A 19,120-nucleotide genomic window follows, 5' to 3' on the forward strand; every position below is an offset into this window, starting at 1 on the left:
TTGACACAAATAACAAAAAATAGATTTAAATAAAAATTATAGGCTTACTGCATTTTCAACAGTTGCTCTCATTTCTTGAGCTGCAGCTACCATTTCAATCAGTGCTTTTTTTGTTTCATCCCAATGACGAGTTTTTAAACCACAATCAGGATTAACCCAAAGCTGATTTACAGGAATAACTGCGGATGCTTTTTCTAACAATTTCACCATTTCATGGCTAGAAGGAACGCGGGGAGAGTGGATGTCATAAACTCCAGGGCCTATTTCGTTAGGATATTTAAAATCGGCAAAGGCATCAAGTAATTCCATTTGCGAACGCGAACATTCGATAGTGATTACATCGGCATCCATATCGGCAATATTTTGGATAATATCATTGAATTCGCTGTAACACATATGTGTGTGTATTTGAGTATCATCTTTAACACCACTAGCTGAAATTCGGAATGCTTTAACAGCCCAATCCAAATAAGTAGCCCATTCTTCTTTACGTAATGGCAATCCTTCACGAATAGCAGGTTCGTCAATTTGGATGATTTTAATTCCCGCATTTTCAAGATCTACAACTTCATCTCGTATTGCCAATGCAATTTGTGTACAAGTTTGAGAACGTGGTTGATCATTACGAACAAATGACCATTGCAGAATTGTTACAGGACCAGTTAACATCCCTTTTAGCCATTTAGGAGTTAGTGATTGTGCATATTTTGACCATTTTACAGTCATAGGTTTTGGTCTGGAAACATCACCATAAATTACAGGAGGTTTTACACAGCGGCTGCCATAACTCTGTACCCAGCCATTTTTGGTAAAAGTAAACCCAGCTAATTGTTCTCCAAAATATTCCACCATATCATTACGCTCAAATTCACCATGAACAAGAACATCTATTCCGGTTTCTTCTTGAAAACGAATTGTTTCTTCCGTTTCTTTCTTTATTAAATCATCGTATTGCTGTTGTGATAATTCGCCTTTTTTGAATTTAGCTCTCCAACTTCTCACTTCAGGAGTTTGCGGGAAAGATCCAATCGTAGTAGTTGGGAACAAAGGAAGATCTAAAGCATCTATTTGTTTTTCGCGACGAATGGCAAAAGTATTTTTTCGCTGATCATCACCTGGAGCAATGTCTGCTACACGATTTTTAACCGATTCGTTATGGATTAATTTTGATGTTTTTCTGTTTTCGTTTGCCAAAGTATTTTCTGCAAATTGGATAGAGTTTGCGATATCTATTTCTTTCGTAGCAAACTGTTTCACTAAAACAACTTCTTGTATTTTTTGTTTAGCAAAAGCCAGCCATTGTTTAATTTCCGGAGTAAGGGTTTTATTGTTAGTTTCTAATTCTAAATCGCAAGGACTATGAATTAATGAGCAAGATGGAGCGATTAATATTCTGTTTTCGCCAAGAGCTTTAGTCGCTTTTTCGATAATTGCCAATGAATTTTTAAAGTCATTTTTCCAGATATTTCTTCCATCTACTAGACCAAGTGAAAGATTTACGTTTGGAGATAATAAATTTGATTCTAAAATATCATCTAATTGTAACGGACAGCGTACTAGATCTAAGTGCAAGATGTCAACAGGCAAAGCCAATGCTGTAGTTAGGTTTTCTCCAAAGCAGTCAAAATAGTTTGCAAGGATAATTTTTATGTTAGGGAAACGGTTGTTGATTTCTGTATATACTTTCGTGAAAACATTTCTTTCTTTATCAGTTAAGTTTAAAGCCAGGAAAGGCTCGTCTAATTGAATATAAGTTACGTTTTCAGTTTCTAATTTTTCGAAAATCTCAAAATATACAGGAAGTAAGGCTTCAATAAGGTCAATTCGGTGAAAACCTTCTTCCTTTTCTTTTCCTAAAAGTAAGTAAGAGATTGGTCCGATAAGGACAGGTTTTGTAGCAATACCTAAATCATTTGCTTCTTTAAATTCGTTGATTATCTTTTCTGAAAATAAAGTGAATTTTTGGTTTTTTGTGAATTCAGGAACAATATAATGATAATTGGTGTCAAACCATTTTGTCATTTCCATAGCAACAACATCTTGTCCGTTTTTTTGCGAGCCTCTTGCCATTGCAAAATATAGATCGATAGAAGTATTTGTTTTTGCAAAATCATTATAGCGCTCAGGAATTGCTCCCAAAGTCAATGTTAAGTCCAGAACCTGATCGTAAAATGAGAAATCATTTGACGGGATTAAATCAATGCCAGATTCAGCTTGCAATTGCCAGTTTTCTTTGCGGATGTTCTTTCCAACAGCCAAAAGTTCTTCAGCCGAAAGTTGTCCTGCCCAGTATAATTCACTAGCTTTTTTTAATTCTCTGTTGCTACCAATTCGAGGATAACCTAAATTATTTGTTTTCATTTTTGTTTCAGTATTTTTTACTGAACAAATTTATTGTATTGGTTTTTAAAACTTATATTTGGATTTTATTTAAGTAAATAAACTTTATTAAGTTGTTATTTGAAGATTATAATACTGATGAATCCTTTTAAAACGAACTTTAGCCGTAAAAATTACTATGGAAAATTTAGATAAAACCGATTTAGAGATCTTGAGACACCTTCAGGAGAACTCAAATATCAATACAAAAGACCTGGCAAGCAAATTATTCCTGACTGTTACGCCTGTTTACGAACGTATAAAAAGATTAGAACGAGACGGGTATATTACCAAATATGTTGCGCTGTTAGACAAGAAAAAAATGAATTGTGGTATGACTGTTTTTTGTAATGTTCGATTAAAAGAACATGCAAGAAATGTAGGGAGCAATTTTGTGAAAGATATTGTTGCGCTTCCCGAAATTATAGAGTGTTATAATATTGCAGGAGATTATGATTTTATGCTAAAAATCCTTGTTCAGGATATGACTAGTTATCAGGATTTTGTAATGAATAAATTGTCTACTATCGAAAACATAGGGAATACGAACAGTATTTTTGTGATGGGGGAAATTAAACACAGCACCGCATTAGAGTTTTAATCATTACAAAGTCCTGAAATAAAAATGTATTTTTGCCTTTCAAAACCTAAAATCGTTAATCTTCAATCTAAAACACACAATGAACTGGGAACAACTTTTATCACTCAAACGCCAAGGCGATACTAGCAAAAGATTACGTGTAGAACAAGATGATACGCGATTGGGATTTGAAGTAGATTACGACCGAATAATATTTTCATCGGCATTTAGAAGTCTACAAGATAAAACGCAAGTAATTCCTCTTTCTAAAACAGATTTTGTACACACCAGATTAACGCACAGTTTAGAAGTTTCGGTTGTAGGCCGTTCTATAGGTCGTTTGGTAGGAAAAAAAATAATCGAAAAATATCCATATCTAAAAGAAGTTCACGGATACCACATGAACGATTTTGGTGCTATAGTTGCAGCCGCATCTTTGGCACATGATATTGGGAATCCACCTTTTGGACATTCGGGAGAAAAAGCTATTGGAGAATATTTTTCTATAGGAAAAGGACAACAGTACAAAGAACATTTGACGGATAAAGAATGGCAGGATTTAATAGATTTTGAAGGTAATGCTAATGGGTTTTCTGTTTTAACAGCAAGTAGACCAGGAATAGAAGGAGGACTTAGAATTTCATATGCTACGTTAGGAGCATTTATGAAATATCCAAAAGAAAGCCTGCCTAAAAAACCGACCAAAAATATAGCCGATAAAAAATATGGTTTCTTTCAGACTGATAAAGACTTTTTTAATAAAGTAGCTGTCGATATGGGCATGTTACCTAATAAATCTGGAAATGATATTGGTTTCGAAAGACACCCTCTAGCTTATTTAGTAGAAGCTGCCGATGATATTTGTTATACTATTATTGATTTTGAAGATGGAATAAACCTAGGGCTAGTTTCAGAGGATTATGCATTAGAATACCTGATTAAACTTGTAAAAGATAATATTGGCGTAGCCAAATATAAAACGCTAACAACTAAAGAAGACAGGATTAGTTATTTACGAGCTCTAGCAATTGGAAGCTTGATAAATGATGCTGTTAAAGTTTTTATTGATAATGAAGATGCCATCCTTGCGGGTAAATTTCCTTATGCATTAATGGATAAAAGTCAATATAAAGCACAGATGAACGATATTATAAATTTGAGTGTTCAAAATATATATCAGAGTCGTGAAGTGATCGAAAAAGAAATAGTTGGTTATCAGATTATCCAGACACTTCTAGATAAATTTATAACGGCTTTTAATAATAAATACAACGGAGAAACATCAAACTACGATACCTTAATTTTAAAGATGTTGCCAGAAAAACATCATTTAGAAAAAGAAGGATTGTATGAAAGATTACTTCATATATGTCATTATGTTTCATTATTAACCGATGGAAATGCCTTAGAATTGTATGAAACTATAAATGGAAGAAAAACAAGTTAGTTGTTAAAAAGCATAAACAACTCCAACTCCTAGAACTTGTTTTAATTGTGCTTTCGGACCTTGAGTAACTTGTACTCCGTCTATTTCTTTTTTAGATTTGATGTCATCATCATAAACAAAATGTATGCCGACATTGGCTTTTACATATTGGTTTACAACAAGATCTAGACGGGTATCATAATCGATGTCAACATTTCCGAATCGATTAAGGTAATCGGTATAAAGACTAAGACGGTTTTCAAAAAATATATTTTTGAAAATCTCATTTTTTGTATAAGCTGTAAATAAAATACCAAATTCAGCCTTTATTTTTTGGCCATTTTCAACAAGAATCTTATTGTTAGGATCTAGAGGGTCATCAATATAAATGGCTTTTCTAACACCAAATGCTCCCTGATTTGCCAAGGTTTGATCTAAAACCAAAGTGGTTTTTAATGTAATTGGTGAGAAATAGAAAGCACGATTTTTTTGTTTATTAGCGTTTTCAGCCCCTGCTCCTAAGAATACATAAGCTGGAGCAAAAAGTTTGGAAATAGGAATGTCTGTATTTGGATAAGAATATCCATTAGTAAACTGTGAGTTTAAATTAAATTTTGCAGAATAATACCAGTTTGAAAGTGTGTCTCTTCTAAAACCATAAGTTGAGTTAAACTGAAAAGCATCATCAGTTTTACGTAACTCAATACCATCTTGTTTGTTTAGTCCATATTTTAGTAGAAGTTCATTTGCCCATTTATGATTGTCTTTTGTGTATACTCTTGAAAACTCACCTTTAAATAGCCCCGAAATTGAGCTAGTTCCCCCAGCGCTCCAGTTAACAAAAGCAATTTGGGTAATATCAAAACCTAATTTATTTTTCTTAGTCCAATTAGAATGTACATCTGGTAATTGAGTTTGGATTACTGGATTTAATTGAGTTTGAATTAAAGATTTCTGAGCGAAATTTTTAGATGAACAAAATAAAAAAAGTATTAAAATAGGGAAATGGAATAATTTCATTATGGCATTTTTTGTTTTGGGTCTGCAAAATAATTATTTTTAACCAAGAGAAAAAAGAATTTCTAAACTTTTAACGTCAATATTGCATAATTGTTGTAATTCGGTAACAGTTCCATGTTCAATAAAAGCATCAGGAATACCTAATGTTGTTATTTTAGGAGTATACTTATGAAGGGCTGAAAACTCTAAAATAGCCGTTCCAAAACCACCAGTTATAGCCCCATCTTCGATAGTAATTACATTTGTGAACTTTCCAAAAATAGAGTGTAATAATTTGTTGTCTAATGGTTTGATAAAAGGAAAATCGTAATGAGCAATAGTGTTTGGATTACCATTGTTTTTTAGTGCATTTATTACGTTGTTTCCAATTGTTCCAGTAGATAAAACGGCGGTTCGATTACCCTCTTTAAGACAAGTTGCTTTTCCGATTTCGATTGTAGCATAATTCTTAAAATTATTTTTTTGCCAATCGGTAATTACGCCACGACCTCGAGGATATCGAATAGCAATAGGATGATTTAATCCTAATTGTGCAGTATATAAAATGTTTTGTAATGCTATTTCATTTAAAGGAGCATATACGGTCATGTTGGGAATGCAACGCAAATACGAGATATCAAAAACACCATGATGAGTGGCACCATCTTCTCCAACCAAACCAGCTCTGTCAAGACAAAATATAACAGGTAAATTTTGTAAAGCTACATCGTGTATGACTTGATCGTAAGCACGTTGCAGGAATGTAGAGTAAATATTACAATAGACAATCATTCCCTGAGTGGCCATGCCAGCGGCTAGTGTTACAGCATGTTGCTCGGCAATCCCCACATCAAAAGCACGTTTAGGAAAAGCATCCATCATAAATTTCAGCGAACTTCCAGAAGGCATTGCAGGAGTGATACCAACAATTTTTTCATTTTTTTGAGCCAGATTCAAAATAGTTAAACCAAATACGTCTTGATATTTAGGAGGAAGATTGTCTTCAATTTTAGGGATAATCTCTCCAGTCGAAGCATTAAATTTCCCTGGAGCATGATATTGAACCTGATTTTCTTCGGCTTGTTGTAATCCCTTTCCTTTGGTAGTAACAATATGAAGGAATTTAGGCCCTTTTATATTTTTTAAACGTTTTAATTCTTTGATCAAAGCATAAATATCATGACCATCGATAGGACCTGAATAATCGAAATTCAAGGATTTGATCATGTTATTCTTCTTCGGATTTTTTCCTTCTTTTACAGCAGTGAGATATTTTTTAAGCGCACCTACACTTGGATCAATCCCGATAGCATTGTCATTTAATATAACCAATAAATTTGCATCGGTTACTCCAGCATGATTTAAGCCTTCAAAAGCCATTCCCGATGCAATCGAAGCATCGCCAATTACAGCAATATGATGTTTATCGAAATCGCCTTTTAAGTTAGAAGCAATTGCCATTCCTAATGCTGCAGAAATAGAAGTAGAGGAGTGGCCTACACCAAAAGTATCATACTTGCTTTCAGCTATTTTAGGGAAGCCAGAAATACCATGAAGCTGCCGATTGGTATGGAAAATCTCTCTTCTTTCAGTCAATATTTTATGCCCGTAAGCTTGATGACCAACATCCCAAACCAATAAATCGTCGGGTGTATTAAATACATAATGTAAGGCAATAGTAAGTTCGGTAACGCCAAGGCTTGCGCCCAAATGGCCTTCTTTTACAGAAACAATATCAATAATAAAATTACGTAATTCTTGAGCAACTTGAGGAAGTTGCGCTTCGGAGAGTAAGCGTAAATCGGCAGGATTGTATATGTTGGAAAGTAAATTGCTTTTCATTGTAAGGTAAAAAGCAAATTTACGGTTTTAAATTTAAACTTTATCTGAGATCTTATTCCAATACAATTGGTAAGGAATATTGCATTCTTATTTTTTTTCCATTAGATTCTCCCGGCTCCCATTTTGGGGATAAACTTAAAACTCTAATGATTTCATTTTCTATTGTTTTATCAATAGCAGGTACAGATTCAAGATATGATAACGTTCCGTTTTTTTCTACTGCAAAGGAGATTCTAATCTTGAGATTTTTGGTATCTGTATTTTCGGGCATTTTAAATTCATTAGTAAAAAAGGTATAAAATGGGTCAATACCTCCAGGGAATTCTGCATTTGTTTGCGTTACCGCTCCTGTAGTAAATACAGAATTATCTTTTTTAACTTGATTTGAAGATTGTGTTTTGTCTTTAGTAGTTTCACCGGAACTTTTAGTAGTTGGTTTTACAAATTTAACCTGTTTGATTTTTGGAGGTGGAGGTGGTGGAACTTGAGATGATTCATTACCACTAACTTTAATGTCTCCAACCATGGTTCTTTCTTCAGTTGATGAACTACCAACTATTTCTATTTTATTTATTTTTTGCTTGTCACCATTTTTATCTTGGCAACTAAATAATGTGGTACCCATAGCAATGAATAAAGCTAATAAAAACATTCTATGATATTGAGTCTGCTTGTATAAAACTTTGGCAGGAATTTGAATTATTATGTTTTCTAATTGAGAATTTTTAAATCTGCCACAAACACTTTTGTTCTGATTTGCTATGAAAAAATGCTGTACTTCCTCTGGTAACATGGTTGTGAAATCAATAACAGTTTTATAACAACTAAGACAAAAACGTCCGTTTTCAACAGGAGTCATTTTATCCCATTTTTCGTGGCAAGACTCAGGAATGCTTATTTTGTGTTTTGTTGGCATATTTTAAAAATCAAAAAAATAAATGTAATAAAAATTACTTCTTAAAAATGTATTTTTGTTTTATGATAGATATTTTTACCGACGAGTATTTTATGAAAAAGGCTTTACAAGAAGCCGAAATGGCATTTGATAAAGATGAAATTCCTGTAGGAGCCATTATTGTAATTGATAATAAGGTCATTGCAAGAAGCCATAATTTAACCGAATTATTAAATGATGTTACTGCTCATGCCGAAATGCAAGCAATAACAGCCGCGGCTAATTTTTTAGGCGGGAAATATCTAAAAGACTGTACGCTTTATGTAACATTAGAACCTTGCCAGATGTGTGCAGGTGCTTTATATTGGAGTCAGATTTCAAAAATTGTTTTCGGAGCAAGCGATGAACATCGAGGTTACGAAAAAATGGGGACACAATTACATCCTAAAACAGTTGTTGTTCGTGGTGTTATGGCAAATGAAGCTTCAGATTTAATGAAACGTTTCTTTGCTAAAAGGCGAAGATAATTTTATCGCTGTTTCATTCTTACTAAAAAGTTATTATGACTGATTTTTCAATAATAAAAAAGCTATTTCATATTACAGAACCTAATGGGTTTACTAATGATGAAATTAAAAGTGTTAAAAATATCTTCGGGCAACTACCTGAAGTATTTGTTGATTACTATAGTGAATTAGGTAGAATACAAAGTTTAAATCAAACACAAGATTTATTAATTATACCAGAGCGATTTCAATATTATAAACAGAATGATTATTTGATATTTTATTCTGAAAATCAAAAAGCATGTGTTTGGGGAATTCATAAAGATGATTTATTAAAACCCAATCCGCCAGTTTTTATGAGTACCGATGAAAAAGAATGGAACTTGGAAACAGAAACCTTAACGGAGTTTTTTACCGCAATGGCTTTTCTTCAGGCTGGTTATGCATTAGAATTTCCATGCTACACATTTTATGAATTAGAGCAACATGAATTGGATTTTGTTGTCGAAAATTTCCGAAATAAAGGAGTTTCATTCAGGAAATGGCTAGAAGGAATAAATTTTTATGGTAATTATGAGGATGATGTAATTGTGATAATGGCTAATAATCAACTGTTTTATGCTGCAAATACAAAGGAACATTTTACGGAATTAGATAATGTATTGTCTAAGCTTGGAGTGGAATTTTAAAAGTTAAAAAGAAAGATTATCTAAATAAAGATGTTTTCGTTTAATACAGATATGTCATGTAAACACATAGGAATATCATAAATAAATTAAAGCAAATTATATTGTAAAATGTGTTTTCAGAAAAACTCTTTTTCGAAAGAAGTATTTTTAAACTTATCGCTATAGAAATAAGTAATACTCCACAAAAATAAAACTGAATTCCGTTACTATTCAAACCATTACAAAGAAGATTAGTGTAATCATTCTTCTCTGATTTTACTTTTGTTATAGATTTAAATAACAAAGAATACTCAAGTTCTACATCATTTTCTTCAATATCATCTCTGATCGTCGAAAAAGTAAATTCCTTCTGCGTATAATAATGAACAGAAACTTTTTCTGGGTTAGATCCTCTTCCTGTAGTTATCACCGCATAGTGTGTTATTACATCTGTTGTTTTTGAGGCTGGTAGAACATAATAATCCGCAAAACACAACAAAATAATAAAAGTTACTACCATCAGGAGGTATACGATAACTGATTTGTTTTTTATAATGAATTCGTTTTCAGTAGAATCTTTACGCAAACTATTTGATATTTTTTCACAATATTAAAAAGAACGAAATATAGTACATTTAATAATTGGTTTTTCATAGCCTTCAAAAAAAGTTAAAAAAAAATAGGGATACTGGATTTTCTTCTTAAAAGTAATTAAAATTTACAGTACTTTTATTACATATAAAGAGCACTTAATCAATCGTAATCTTGATTGTAAAATGTTTTAATCTTTATATAGTATATTATTTTGTAACCATTAATTTGATACTAAATTGAGAACAAGAGGATTAGTTTACGTGTTGTTTGTGTTTTTTATTTTTCAGGCTTGTGGAAGGAAATCTGCTGCTGATTTTAATTCTGATTTTTCATTATTCAAAGATTATATAACAAGTTTTACCGGAGGGATTGTTTCGTCTCAATCGGATATACGCGTTGTTTTGGCTTTTGAGAAAAAAGATTGGAAAATAAATCAGGAATTGGATAGTGATTTATTTGATATTTCACCTAGTGTAGATGGTAAAGTTGTAGCGCTTTCTAGTAATACGATTGCTTTTATCCCCAAAAAAAAGCTGAAAGCGGGAACAGAATATCAAGTAACCCTAAATTTAGATAAACTAATTACGCTCCCGAAAAAAGGAGATGATGATAAAGATTTATCTAAATTCAATTTTACTGTTAAAACAGTTAAACAAGATTTTATTGTAAATACGCTGGACGTTCAATCGTATAGTAAAGAATATCAATACTTAAATTGTGTATTAAAAACGGCTGATATTATAGATGTAGAAACAGCAAAAAAACTGGTTTTAGCTAGCCATAACGGAAAAAATCTTACTATTAAATTTGATAAAGCGGCAAGTTCTGGAAAAGAATTTAAGTTTATCATAGATAGTATTCAGCGTTTATCTGAAGCAAGTAATCTTGAGATTTCTTATGATGGAAGCGATTTTGACATTGATCAAAAAGGGAAAATGGATTTTCCAATAACATCAATAAATGAGTTTAAAATTATAAAAGTTGAGATTCCAGATGAAAACAATCAATCCGTATTAATTAACTTTTCGGAACCACTAGAAAAAGGACAAGATTTTAAGGGATTGGTGGCGATACAAAATACAAACAACTTAAAGTTTTCAACTCAAGGAAATATTTTAAAAGTTTATTTCAGTAATGAAAAACCAGTTGAGGAAGTTGTACATGAGGTTGCTGTTGCAGTTGTTGATACAGCAAGTGTAGCAGTAGATTCTACAAGTATATCTGTAGATAGTGCTGCGGTAGCTGTACAAGAAGTAGTAGAAGAACCAGAGGCTGAGTCAGTATCTGATCAAACGGTTACTGGGGAACTATTATTAGAAGTCTTTCAGGGAATAGAAAGCCAGTATGGTCGAAAGATGAGCGAAAATTATTCGGAGAAGATTTCTTTCGATCAGATAAAACCAAATATTAAGTTTATAAAAAATGGAACAATATTGCCAAGTTCAAATAATTTGAAATTGAATTTTGGAGCAGTAAATCTTAGTGCAGTAGATGTAAAAGTATATAAGATTTATAAAAATAATATATTGCAATTTCTTCAGAACAATGAATTAAACGGAGCACAAAACTTAAAAAGAGTAGCACAGCCCGTTGCAAAAAGCACAATTAATCTTAAAGAAAATACACTTGTTAATCTTACTAAGTGGAATACATATGCTTTGGATTTGTCTAAGATAATTACACCAGAACCAGGAGCAATTTACAGAGTGGAGTTCTCGTATAAAAAAGCATATTCATTATATAAATGTGAAACTAGTGAAGCAGATACAGATCAAACCGAAGAAGAAGAAGTAGATGAAAATGATGTAAACTACAGTGGTAACTCATACGACGACTATTATTATGATGATTACGAATGGAGAGAAAGTCAAGATCCTTGTACAGGTTCCTATTATTATAATGCAAAAATAGGAACTAATATTTTAGCTTCAGATCTGGGAGTAATTGCTAAACGAGGGGAGAATAAATCGTATTTATTTGTAGTAAATAACATAATCACCACAGAACCAGTTTCGAATGCAAGAGTAGATTTATACAGTTTTCAGCAACAAAAACTAACAACAGGAACAACAAGCAGTGAAGGAATTGCTTCTTTTCAATTAGATAAATTTGCCTATTTTGCTATTGTTACTTTAGGAACGCAATCAACTTATGTAAAACTTGATGATGGAAATTCATTGTCGGTAAGTAACTTTGATGTAGCGGGGGAAACCTTGCAGAAAGGTTTAAAAGGATATATTTATGGTGAGCGTGGAGTTTGGCGCCCAGGAGACAATTTGTATTTATCATTTATATTTAATGATGCGGCAAATAAATTACCAAAAGCACATCCGATAAAATTTAGATTAACTGATCCTAACGGAAAAGTTACGTATCAAACGGTTCAGAAATCGAATGATCTAAATCATTATGCGTTTACAGTTCCTACAGATGCAGAAGCGCCTACAGGAAATTGGGAAGCTATGGTAAGTGTAGGAGGAGCCAAATATTACAAGAGCATAAAAATTGAGACGATTAAACCGAATCGTTTAAAAATAAAAAATACTTTTAGAAGAGCAATATTATCTTCATCATATCCAAATACAAGTAATCTTGAAGTTACATGGCTTCATGGAGCGATTGCTAAAAACTTGAATGTAGAAATGCAAGCAAAATTTTCTCAGCAAAGCACTACTTTTAAAGGATACGAAAAATATGTTTTTGATGATTTGGTACGTCAATTTAGTACAGAGGAAATTAATATCTTCTCAGGGAAACTAGATGCAAACGGAAGAGCAACCGTAAACATTGAGCCTAAATTACAAGGGCAGGCACCAGGAATGTTAAGAGCAGCTTTTATTACCAAGGTTTTCGAAGAAGGTGGTGATTTTAGTACAGATGTTATCTCAACAACCTATTCGCCATATAACACTTATGTGGGAGTAAAATCGCCAGAACCTACAAAATACGGAATGCTTGAAACCCGTAAAATGAATCGATTTGATGTTGTAACTGTTGATGAAAATGGAAGACCAAAATCTGTAAGAGATCTAGAGGTAAAAGTGTATAAAACAGAATGGCGCTGGTGGTGGGATGCTTCGAGTGATAATTTGTCCAATTACAATTCATCAAATGCTACCACATCTTACAAAACATTTAGAGTAAATACAGATGCAAGCGGAAAAGGAAGTTTTCAATTTGCATTGACAGATGAAGAATGGGGACGTTATTTGATTCGTGTTTCGGATGAAGTTGGAGGACATGCATCAGCAATAACCGTAAATATAGATTGGCCAATATGGTCTGGGAAAACAAGAAATACAGATGCTTCTACAGCCAATATGCTTGTTTTTTCTACAGATAAAAAGAATTATGCAGTAGGCGAAAAAGCACAAATATCTTTCCCTTCGAGTGAAGGCGGGCGTGCTTTAGTTTCCATAGAAAATGGCTCGAAAGTAGTACAGACACTTTGGGTGAAAACTCAAAAAGGAGAAACTAAAATTGAAGTTCCGATTACAGGAGCGATGGCACCAAATGTGTATTTTAATATTACACTTTTGCAGCCCCATGCATCAACCAAAAATGATTCACCAATTCGTATGTACGGAATTGTTCCAATCGAAGTAATTGATAAAACGACGATTCTAGCTCCAAGTATAGTAATGCCAGATGTACTGAAACCAGAACAAACCTTTCCTGTAAAAGTAAGTGAGAAATCAGGAAAAGAAATGACCTATACAATTGCAGTTGTTGATGAAGGATTACTCGATTTAACCCGATTTAAAACGCCAAATGCATGGGACAGTTTTTATGTTAGAGAAGCTTTAGGTGTAAAAACTTGGGATGTATATGATGATGTAATTGGTGCATATGGCGGTAAAGTAAATCAGATTTTTAGTATTGGTGGAGATCAGGACTTAGGTGGAGGAAAAGCGAAGAAAGCCAATCGTTTTAAACCAGTAGTTGTTTACCTCGGACCATTTAAATTAGGAAAAGGAGAAACTAAAACACATCAGATAAAATTGCCTAAATATATTGGTTCAGTAAGAACAATGGTAGTTGCTGGAGATGCAAATACAAGTGCATACGGAAGTGTAGAGAAAGCAACTCCTGTTCGTAGTCCGTTAATGGTATTGGCTTCATTGCCAAGAAAAATTTCGCCATCAGAAAAAGTAACTATCCCAGTTACGATTTTTGCAATGGAAAAAAACATCAAAAACGTTACTGTACAAATTAAAACAAGCAATGGATTAAGAGTTGTGGGAAGTCCAGCTCAAAGATTGACATTTACACAGCCAGACGAAAAAATGGCCTATTTTAATCTAGAGGTGGGAAGCTTAACGGGAATTGCTAAAGTACAAGTTATTGCGACTTCAGGGAAAGAAAAATCAGTTTATGATGTCGAAATTGATATGACGAATCCAAATCCTGTTACTAATACATTTACAGATGTGGTTTTGGAACCAAATAGTTCAAAAACGATTGTTTGGAAAACATTTGGAGTGTCAGGAAGTAATAAAGCCAGGTTAGAAGTGTCGTCAATGCCAACTATTAATTTAAATGGAAGATTGCAATTTCTTATCCAGTATCCGCATGGATGTGTGGAGCAAACAACTTCGTCTGTATTTCCACAGTTATTCTTAAATGATGTGGCAGATATTGATGCAACACGCCAACAGCTTATTCAAAAGAATGTTACAGCAGGAATTACAAGATTGGGAAGTTTTCAATTGTCAAATGGAGGACTTCCGTATTGGCAAGGGAATTCAATTGCCGATGATTGGGGAACCTCTTATGCAGGACATTTTATGATTGAAGCAGAGAAGAAAGGATATGTATTGCCAATCAATTTTAAATCAAAATGGCTTTCGTATCAACAAAAAGAGGCCAAACAATGGCGATTTGAACCGCGTTATGGGAATGATATGGCACAATCATATCGCTTGTATACATTGGCTTTGGCTGGTTCGTCTGATTTGTCTTCAATGAATAGATTGCGTGAAACAAAAGGTATTTCTAACGAAAGCAAACTTAGACTTGCAGCAGCTTATGTTCTGGCAGGACAAAAAAGCGCCGCTTCGAGTTTGTTATTAAGTAGTAAAATCGATGAGGAGTCTTCAGCGTATAATTATTACTATTATGGTTCAAGCGATAGAAACCGTGCGATGGCTCTAGAAACAATGTTGTTATTAGGACAGAAACAAAAAGCATTTGCTATGGCTGTAAAACTGGCTAAAAGTATGGCAAGTGATCAATGGATGAGTACACAAACTACAGCTTATTCTTTGTATGCGATGGCTCAATTTTCATTGAACAATGGTGTAAAAGGAATAGATGTACAGTATAGTAAAGATGGAAAAAGTCAAGTTATAAAAACTTCAAAAACTGTTGCCGATAGAAGTTTGACAGTCAAAGCAGGTACAAATAGTATCACTTTAAAAAACAATAAAAAGAATACGATTTATGTTCGCGTATTGAATACTGGAATTTTACCGATAGGTCAGGAAAATGTAATTCAGAGTGATGTATCGGCTGGTATAGTCTTCAAAAACAGAAAAGGCGGAGTAATAAATGTTTCTAAGATAACACAAGGAACAGAATTTATCGCTGAGGTAACAGTTAGAAGCCTAAGAAATGAACGTGTCGAAAATGTAGCATTGACTCAAATTTTACCTTCAGGATTTGAAATTGTAAATACTCGCTTTACAGATTATGGGGACGCAACCAATAATGTCGCTGATTATATTGATATTCGTGATGATAGAACTAATTTCTATTTTGGACTAAAAGCAGGTGAAACCAAAGTGTTTAAAATTCTCTTGAATGCATCTTACCTAGGTAATTATTATTTGCCAGGATTGCAATGTGAAGCAATGTACGATAATACATTTTTGGCTAGAACGAAAGGATTTTGGGTTGAAGTGGTGAAGTAAAGTTTCACGCAGATTTTGCAGATAGAAATAAAATCTGCAGAATCAGCTAAATCTGCGAGCAAAAAAAACTTTACGAACTTTGCGGTTAAAATTACATTAGAAGATTTGAAAAATAAATTAAAAGCGTTCCTTCAACGCATTATAAATTGGATAAAACAGAATAAGATAAAATCACTGCTAGCATTTTTGTTAGTGGTGATTTATTATTTTTCATTACCACGAACATTATTTCAAGAACCCTATTCTACGGTTATTGAGAGTAAAGAAGGAGAGTTGTTAGGAGCGAAGATTGCTCGTGATGGACAATGGCGTTTTCCTGCACAAGATAGTGTTCCTGATAAGTTTAAGAAGTGTATAGTATATTTTGAAGATGAATATTTCTATAAGCATCCAGGTTTTAATCCTGTTGCTATGGTCAATGCTATTAAACAAAACAGAAAAGCGGGAAAGGTTGTTCGAGGAGGAAGTACACTTACACAGCAAGTAATCCGATTGTCGAGAAAAGGAAAAGGAAGGACTTATTTTGAAAAACTGATAGAAGTTGTTCTTGCGATAAGATTAGAATTAGGATATTCAAAAGATGAGATATTAGAGCTGTATGCAGCTCACGCTCCTTTTGGAGGAAATGTAGTTGGTCTAGAAATGGCTTCATGGAGGTATTTTGGAGTGAAATCAAATCAGTTATCGTGGGCAGAGAATGCGACTTTAGCAGTTTTACCAAACGCACCAAGTTTAATTTATCCAGGAAAGAACCAAATAAAATTATTAGAGAAGCGTAATCGCCTTTTGCGTAAGCTTAATCTGGAAGGAATTATTGATAGACAAACTTATGAACTATCTATAGAAGAGCCTTTACCTCGAAAACCATATGATCTGCCACAAATAGCACCTCATTTATTGCAACGAGTGGCTAAAAATCAAGAAGGAGTTAGAGTAAAAACTACGATAGGCTTTGATTTGCAAAATAGAGTAAATCAAATTGCAAAATACTATTACAATCAATACAAGCAGAATGAGGTTAGTAATTTGGCTATTTTGGTAATTGATGTATCCAATAGAAACGTAATAAGTTATGTAGGGAATTCTCCAACAAATAGTGATCATCAAAAAGATGTTGATATAATAGATGCACCAAGAAGTACAGGAAGTATTTTAAAGCCCTTATTGTATGCTGCAATGCTGGATGATGGAGAGTTATTGCCGAACACATTAGTTGCCGATGTACCAACGCAGATTGCGGGTTATACACCACAAAATTTCAACCTAACATTTGATGGGGCAGTGCCAGCGCATCGGGCATTATCAAGGTCGCTTAATATTCCTTCGGTTTTGATGTTACAAGATTTTGGAGTAAATAAATTTTATGAAGAACTGCAAAAATTTAAATTAAAAAATATTTCTAAACCGCCAGATCATTATGGGCTGTCACTTATTCTGGGAGGAGCTGAGAGTAATTTATGGGATTTATGCCGTAGTTATGCAGGGATGTCATCGACAGTAAATTATTTTAATAAAAGTAATGGAAAGTACCGAACAAATGAGTTTACAGAGCTAAATTATGAAAACGATTTTGAGCCTGATTTTGGAGACGAAAGTACGCAGAAGAATATCTTAGGTGCAGGTTCAATTTGGTTAACGTATAACGCCATGGAAGAGGTAAACAGGCCAGAAGGAGATGAAGCCTGGAAGTTTTATGACAGCTCACTTAAGATAGCTTGGAAAACAGGTACAAGTTTTGGTAATCGTGATGCATGGGCAATAGGAACAAATTCTAGATATGTAGTTGGAGTTTGGGTAGGAAATGCAACAGGAGAAGGAAGACCAACATTAACAGGAGTTACAAGTGCAGCTCCAATTTTATTTGATGTGTTTAATTTATTACCAAGGCAAAAATGGTTTGCAACTCCCTATAAGGATTTGGATGAGGTTGAAGTTTGTCGTTTAAGTGGATATTTAGCTAAAGAAGGCTGTCCGAAAATAAAGCAATGGGTTACGGTAAAAGGAAAAACGACTTCAATTTGCCCGTATCATAAAACAGTACATTTAGACCAAACCGAAAAGTTTCAGGTAAATAGTAGCTGTGAAAGTATCGAAAATATAGTTGTGAAGAATTGGTTTGTTTTGCCTCCTGTAATGGCATGGTATTATAAAAGTAAGCATATCGAATATATGCCATTACCGCCATTCAGAGATAATTGTACAGGCACTCAAACAGCTTCTATGGATTTTATTTATCCTAAAGCGAATAGTAAAATCTATTTAACCAAAAATTTCAATAGTGAAGTGCAACCTGTAATTTTTAGAGTGGCGTATTCACAAAGAGAAAGTCAATTGTTTTGGTATGTGGATAATGTTTACAAAGGAGTGACTAAAGTTTTTCATGAAAAACCAATTGTGATGACAGCTGGATTTCATTATATTACAGTTGTAGATGAATTTGGGAATGAAATAAGACGAAAAGTTGAGGTTGTGAGGGAATAAGTGAGGGTTACATTACTTTTAGTTTACCATAAGCATCGTTATTCCTGGTGAACCGAATAGTAATTCCAAAAGTAAAACCTTTAATTACAGGATTTTTTTCTCTGTTAAATGATACGGAATAACCAAAACCTAAATCGATCATGTTTAATAATGTTAAACCAGCCAATGCATAGGCATTTTTATCAGAACCGCCCGTTTTTATGAATAGGAATTCCTTTAAGTTATAGGATAAATGTAAGTCAGGTAAACCATAGTATTTACCATCATAACTGGTAATTCCATATCCTAAGCCCAAAAAAAGTTTGTTTTTGTCTTTGCAATCTAAGCAAAATTCTAAACCGCCAGTAAGCTGACTTTTTGTTGCAATCGAATAACTTGCATAAAAGATTGGCCACTGAGGGATTCTGAATCTTGAGTCGTTGTTGTTTTGTTTATAATTAAACTCTCTTGTGTAGGATTTACTATCGTCCTCATTGTACCATTTTGCATTACCAACTAAATATTCACCTTCAGGGTCTTTTGAATAACCTTCAAATTGTATTTTATTACTTTTTAAATAATAGTCATTAATTATATAAACAGAATCAATATTAGCTATTCTGTAACCAAGAACATTTTTTGCTTTTGTTTTTACAGGTTTGATTCTATAGTAAATAGCTAATTCTTTGTCGGTAGTTCTCCAATTTTTGTCAAAAAAAAGAGTGTCATTTTGAGCGAATGCTTTTGTAGAGAGTAAAACAAAAGCTACTATGAAATAATTTAAGTATTTTGTTAGATACATCTTTGATAATTTAAACAGATCTCAAATGTAAGAAAAATGCTTTTGTTTGAACGGTTT

12 protein-coding genes are annotated in these 19,120 nt (G+C 33.3%); 6 read left to right on the top strand and 6 right to left on the bottom strand.

From position 1 onward, the window contains the following. Positions 1-36: 36 nt before the first annotated feature. Positions 37-2,361, bottom strand: coding sequence for a 5-methyltetrahydropteroyltriglutamate--homocysteine S-methyltransferase (gene metE, locus LPB87_RS03735; protein ID WP_230604995.1), 2,325 nt, complete (start codon positions 2,359-2,361; stop codon positions 37-39). A 157-nt stretch (positions 2,362-2,518) separates the two neighbouring features. Here metE and LPB87_RS03740 point away from each other — a divergent pair, with 157 nt between their 5' ends. Next, positions 2,519-2,980, top strand: coding sequence for an Lrp/AsnC family transcriptional regulator (locus LPB87_RS03740; protein WP_129539881.1), 462 nt, complete (start codon positions 2,519-2,521; stop codon positions 2,978-2,980). 79 nt (positions 2,981-3,059) lie between these two features. Continuing rightward, positions 3,060-4,406, top strand: a complete 1,347-nt coding sequence (locus tag LPB87_RS03745; protein WP_230604996.1) for a deoxyguanosinetriphosphate triphosphohydrolase — start codon at positions 3,060-3,062, stop codon at positions 4,404-4,406. Positions 4,407-4,409: 3 nt separating this feature from the next. On the opposite strand, the gene LPB87_RS03750 is transcribed toward LPB87_RS03745, so the two are convergent. The 3 genes from LPB87_RS03750 to LPB87_RS03760 are packed head-to-tail and all read right to left on the bottom strand — an operon-like array spanning position 4,410 to position 8,142. After that, positions 4,410-5,405: a DUF3078 domain-containing protein gene (locus LPB87_RS03750; protein WP_129539879.1), complete on the bottom strand. Its 996-nt coding sequence runs from the start codon at positions 5,403-5,405 to the stop codon at positions 4,410-4,412. A gap of 39 nt (positions 5,406-5,444) precedes the next feature. Then, positions 5,445-7,226, bottom strand: coding sequence for a 1-deoxy-D-xylulose-5-phosphate synthase (locus LPB87_RS03755; RefSeq protein ID WP_230604997.1), 1,782 nt, complete (start codon positions 7,224-7,226; stop codon positions 5,445-5,447). A 52-nt stretch (positions 7,227-7,278) separates the two neighbouring features. Further along, positions 7,279-8,142: a hypothetical protein gene (locus tag LPB87_RS03760; protein WP_230604998.1), complete on the bottom strand. Its 864-nt coding sequence runs from the start codon at positions 8,140-8,142 to the stop codon at positions 7,279-7,281. 62 nt (positions 8,143-8,204) lie between these two features. Between LPB87_RS03760 and LPB87_RS03765 the strand changes: the two genes are divergently transcribed. Both LPB87_RS03765 and LPB87_RS03770 read left to right on the top strand, forming a co-directional pair. Then, entirely contained in the window at positions 8,205-8,648 is a 444-nt protein-coding gene (locus LPB87_RS03765; RefSeq protein WP_039112436.1) for a nucleoside deaminase, read from the top strand. Between the two features lie 35 nt (positions 8,649-8,683). Then, complete coding sequence (locus LPB87_RS03770) at positions 8,684-9,316, top strand: hypothetical protein (protein ID WP_230604999.1); 633 nt, start codon at positions 8,684-8,686, stop codon at positions 9,314-9,316. Between the two features lie 40 nt (positions 9,317-9,356). Here the strand turns inward: LPB87_RS03770 and LPB87_RS03775 are convergent, their stop codons facing one another. Beyond that, complete coding sequence (locus LPB87_RS03775) at positions 9,357-9,881, bottom strand: hypothetical protein (RefSeq protein WP_230605000.1); 525 nt, start codon at positions 9,879-9,881, stop codon at positions 9,357-9,359. Between the two features lie 244 nt (positions 9,882-10,125). Between LPB87_RS03775 and LPB87_RS03780 the strand changes: the two genes are divergently transcribed. Together LPB87_RS03780 and pbpC are read left to right on the top strand one after the other, a co-directional pair. Continuing rightward, the gene (locus LPB87_RS03780; protein ID WP_230605001.1) at positions 10,126-15,801 is read left to right on the top strand and encodes an MG2 domain-containing protein; all 5,676 of its coding nucleotides are present in this window, start codon (positions 10,126-10,128) and stop codon (positions 15,799-15,801) included. A 105-nt stretch (positions 15,802-15,906) separates the two neighbouring features. After that, positions 15,907-18,282, top strand: a complete 2,376-nt coding sequence (pbpC, locus tag LPB87_RS03785; protein ID WP_230605002.1) for a penicillin-binding protein 1C — start codon at positions 15,907-15,909, stop codon at positions 18,280-18,282. Positions 18,283-18,289: 7 nt separating this feature from the next. Here the strand turns inward: pbpC and LPB87_RS03790 are convergent, their stop codons facing one another. Beyond that, entirely contained in the window at positions 18,290-19,063 is a 774-nt protein-coding gene (locus tag LPB87_RS03790) for a hypothetical protein (protein ID WP_230605003.1), read from the bottom strand. Between the last annotated feature and the right edge of the window lie 57 nt (positions 19,064-19,120).

It is taken from the genome of Flavobacterium sp. EDS (assembly GCF_020991525.1).
In the GTDB taxonomy this organism is placed as follows: domain Bacteria; phylum Bacteroidota; class Bacteroidia; order Flavobacteriales; family Flavobacteriaceae; genus Flavobacterium.

Excerpts from the sequence above, each read along its gene's own strand:
- metE (WP_230604995.1), bottom strand. The coding sequence starts at position 2,361 with ATGAAAACAAATAATTTAGGTTATCCTCGAATTGGTAGCAACAGAGAA.
- LPB87_RS03740 (WP_129539881.1), top strand. The coding sequence starts at position 2,519 with ATGGAAAATTTAGATAAAACCGATTTAGAGATCTTGAGACACCTTCAG.
- LPB87_RS03745 (WP_230604996.1), top strand. The coding sequence starts at position 3,060 with ATGAACTGGGAACAACTTTTATCACTCAAACGCCAAGGCGATACTAGC.
- LPB87_RS03750 (WP_129539879.1), bottom strand. The coding sequence starts at position 5,405 with ATGAAATTATTCCATTTCCCTATTTTAATACTTTTTTTATTTTGTTCA.
- LPB87_RS03755 (WP_230604997.1), bottom strand. The coding sequence starts at position 7,226 with ATGAAAAGCAATTTACTTTCCAACATATACAATCCTGCCGATTTACGC.
- LPB87_RS03760 (WP_230604998.1), bottom strand. The coding sequence starts at position 8,142 with ATGCCAACAAAACACAAAATAAGCATTCCTGAGTCTTGCCACGAAAAA.
- LPB87_RS03765 (WP_039112436.1), top strand. The coding sequence starts at position 8,205 with ATGATAGATATTTTTACCGACGAGTATTTTATGAAAAAGGCTTTACAA.
- LPB87_RS03770 (WP_230604999.1), top strand. The coding sequence starts at position 8,684 with ATGACTGATTTTTCAATAATAAAAAAGCTATTTCATATTACAGAACCT.
- LPB87_RS03790 (WP_230605003.1), bottom strand. The coding sequence starts at position 19,063 with ATGTATCTAACAAAATACTTAAATTATTTCATAGTAGCTTTTGTTTTA.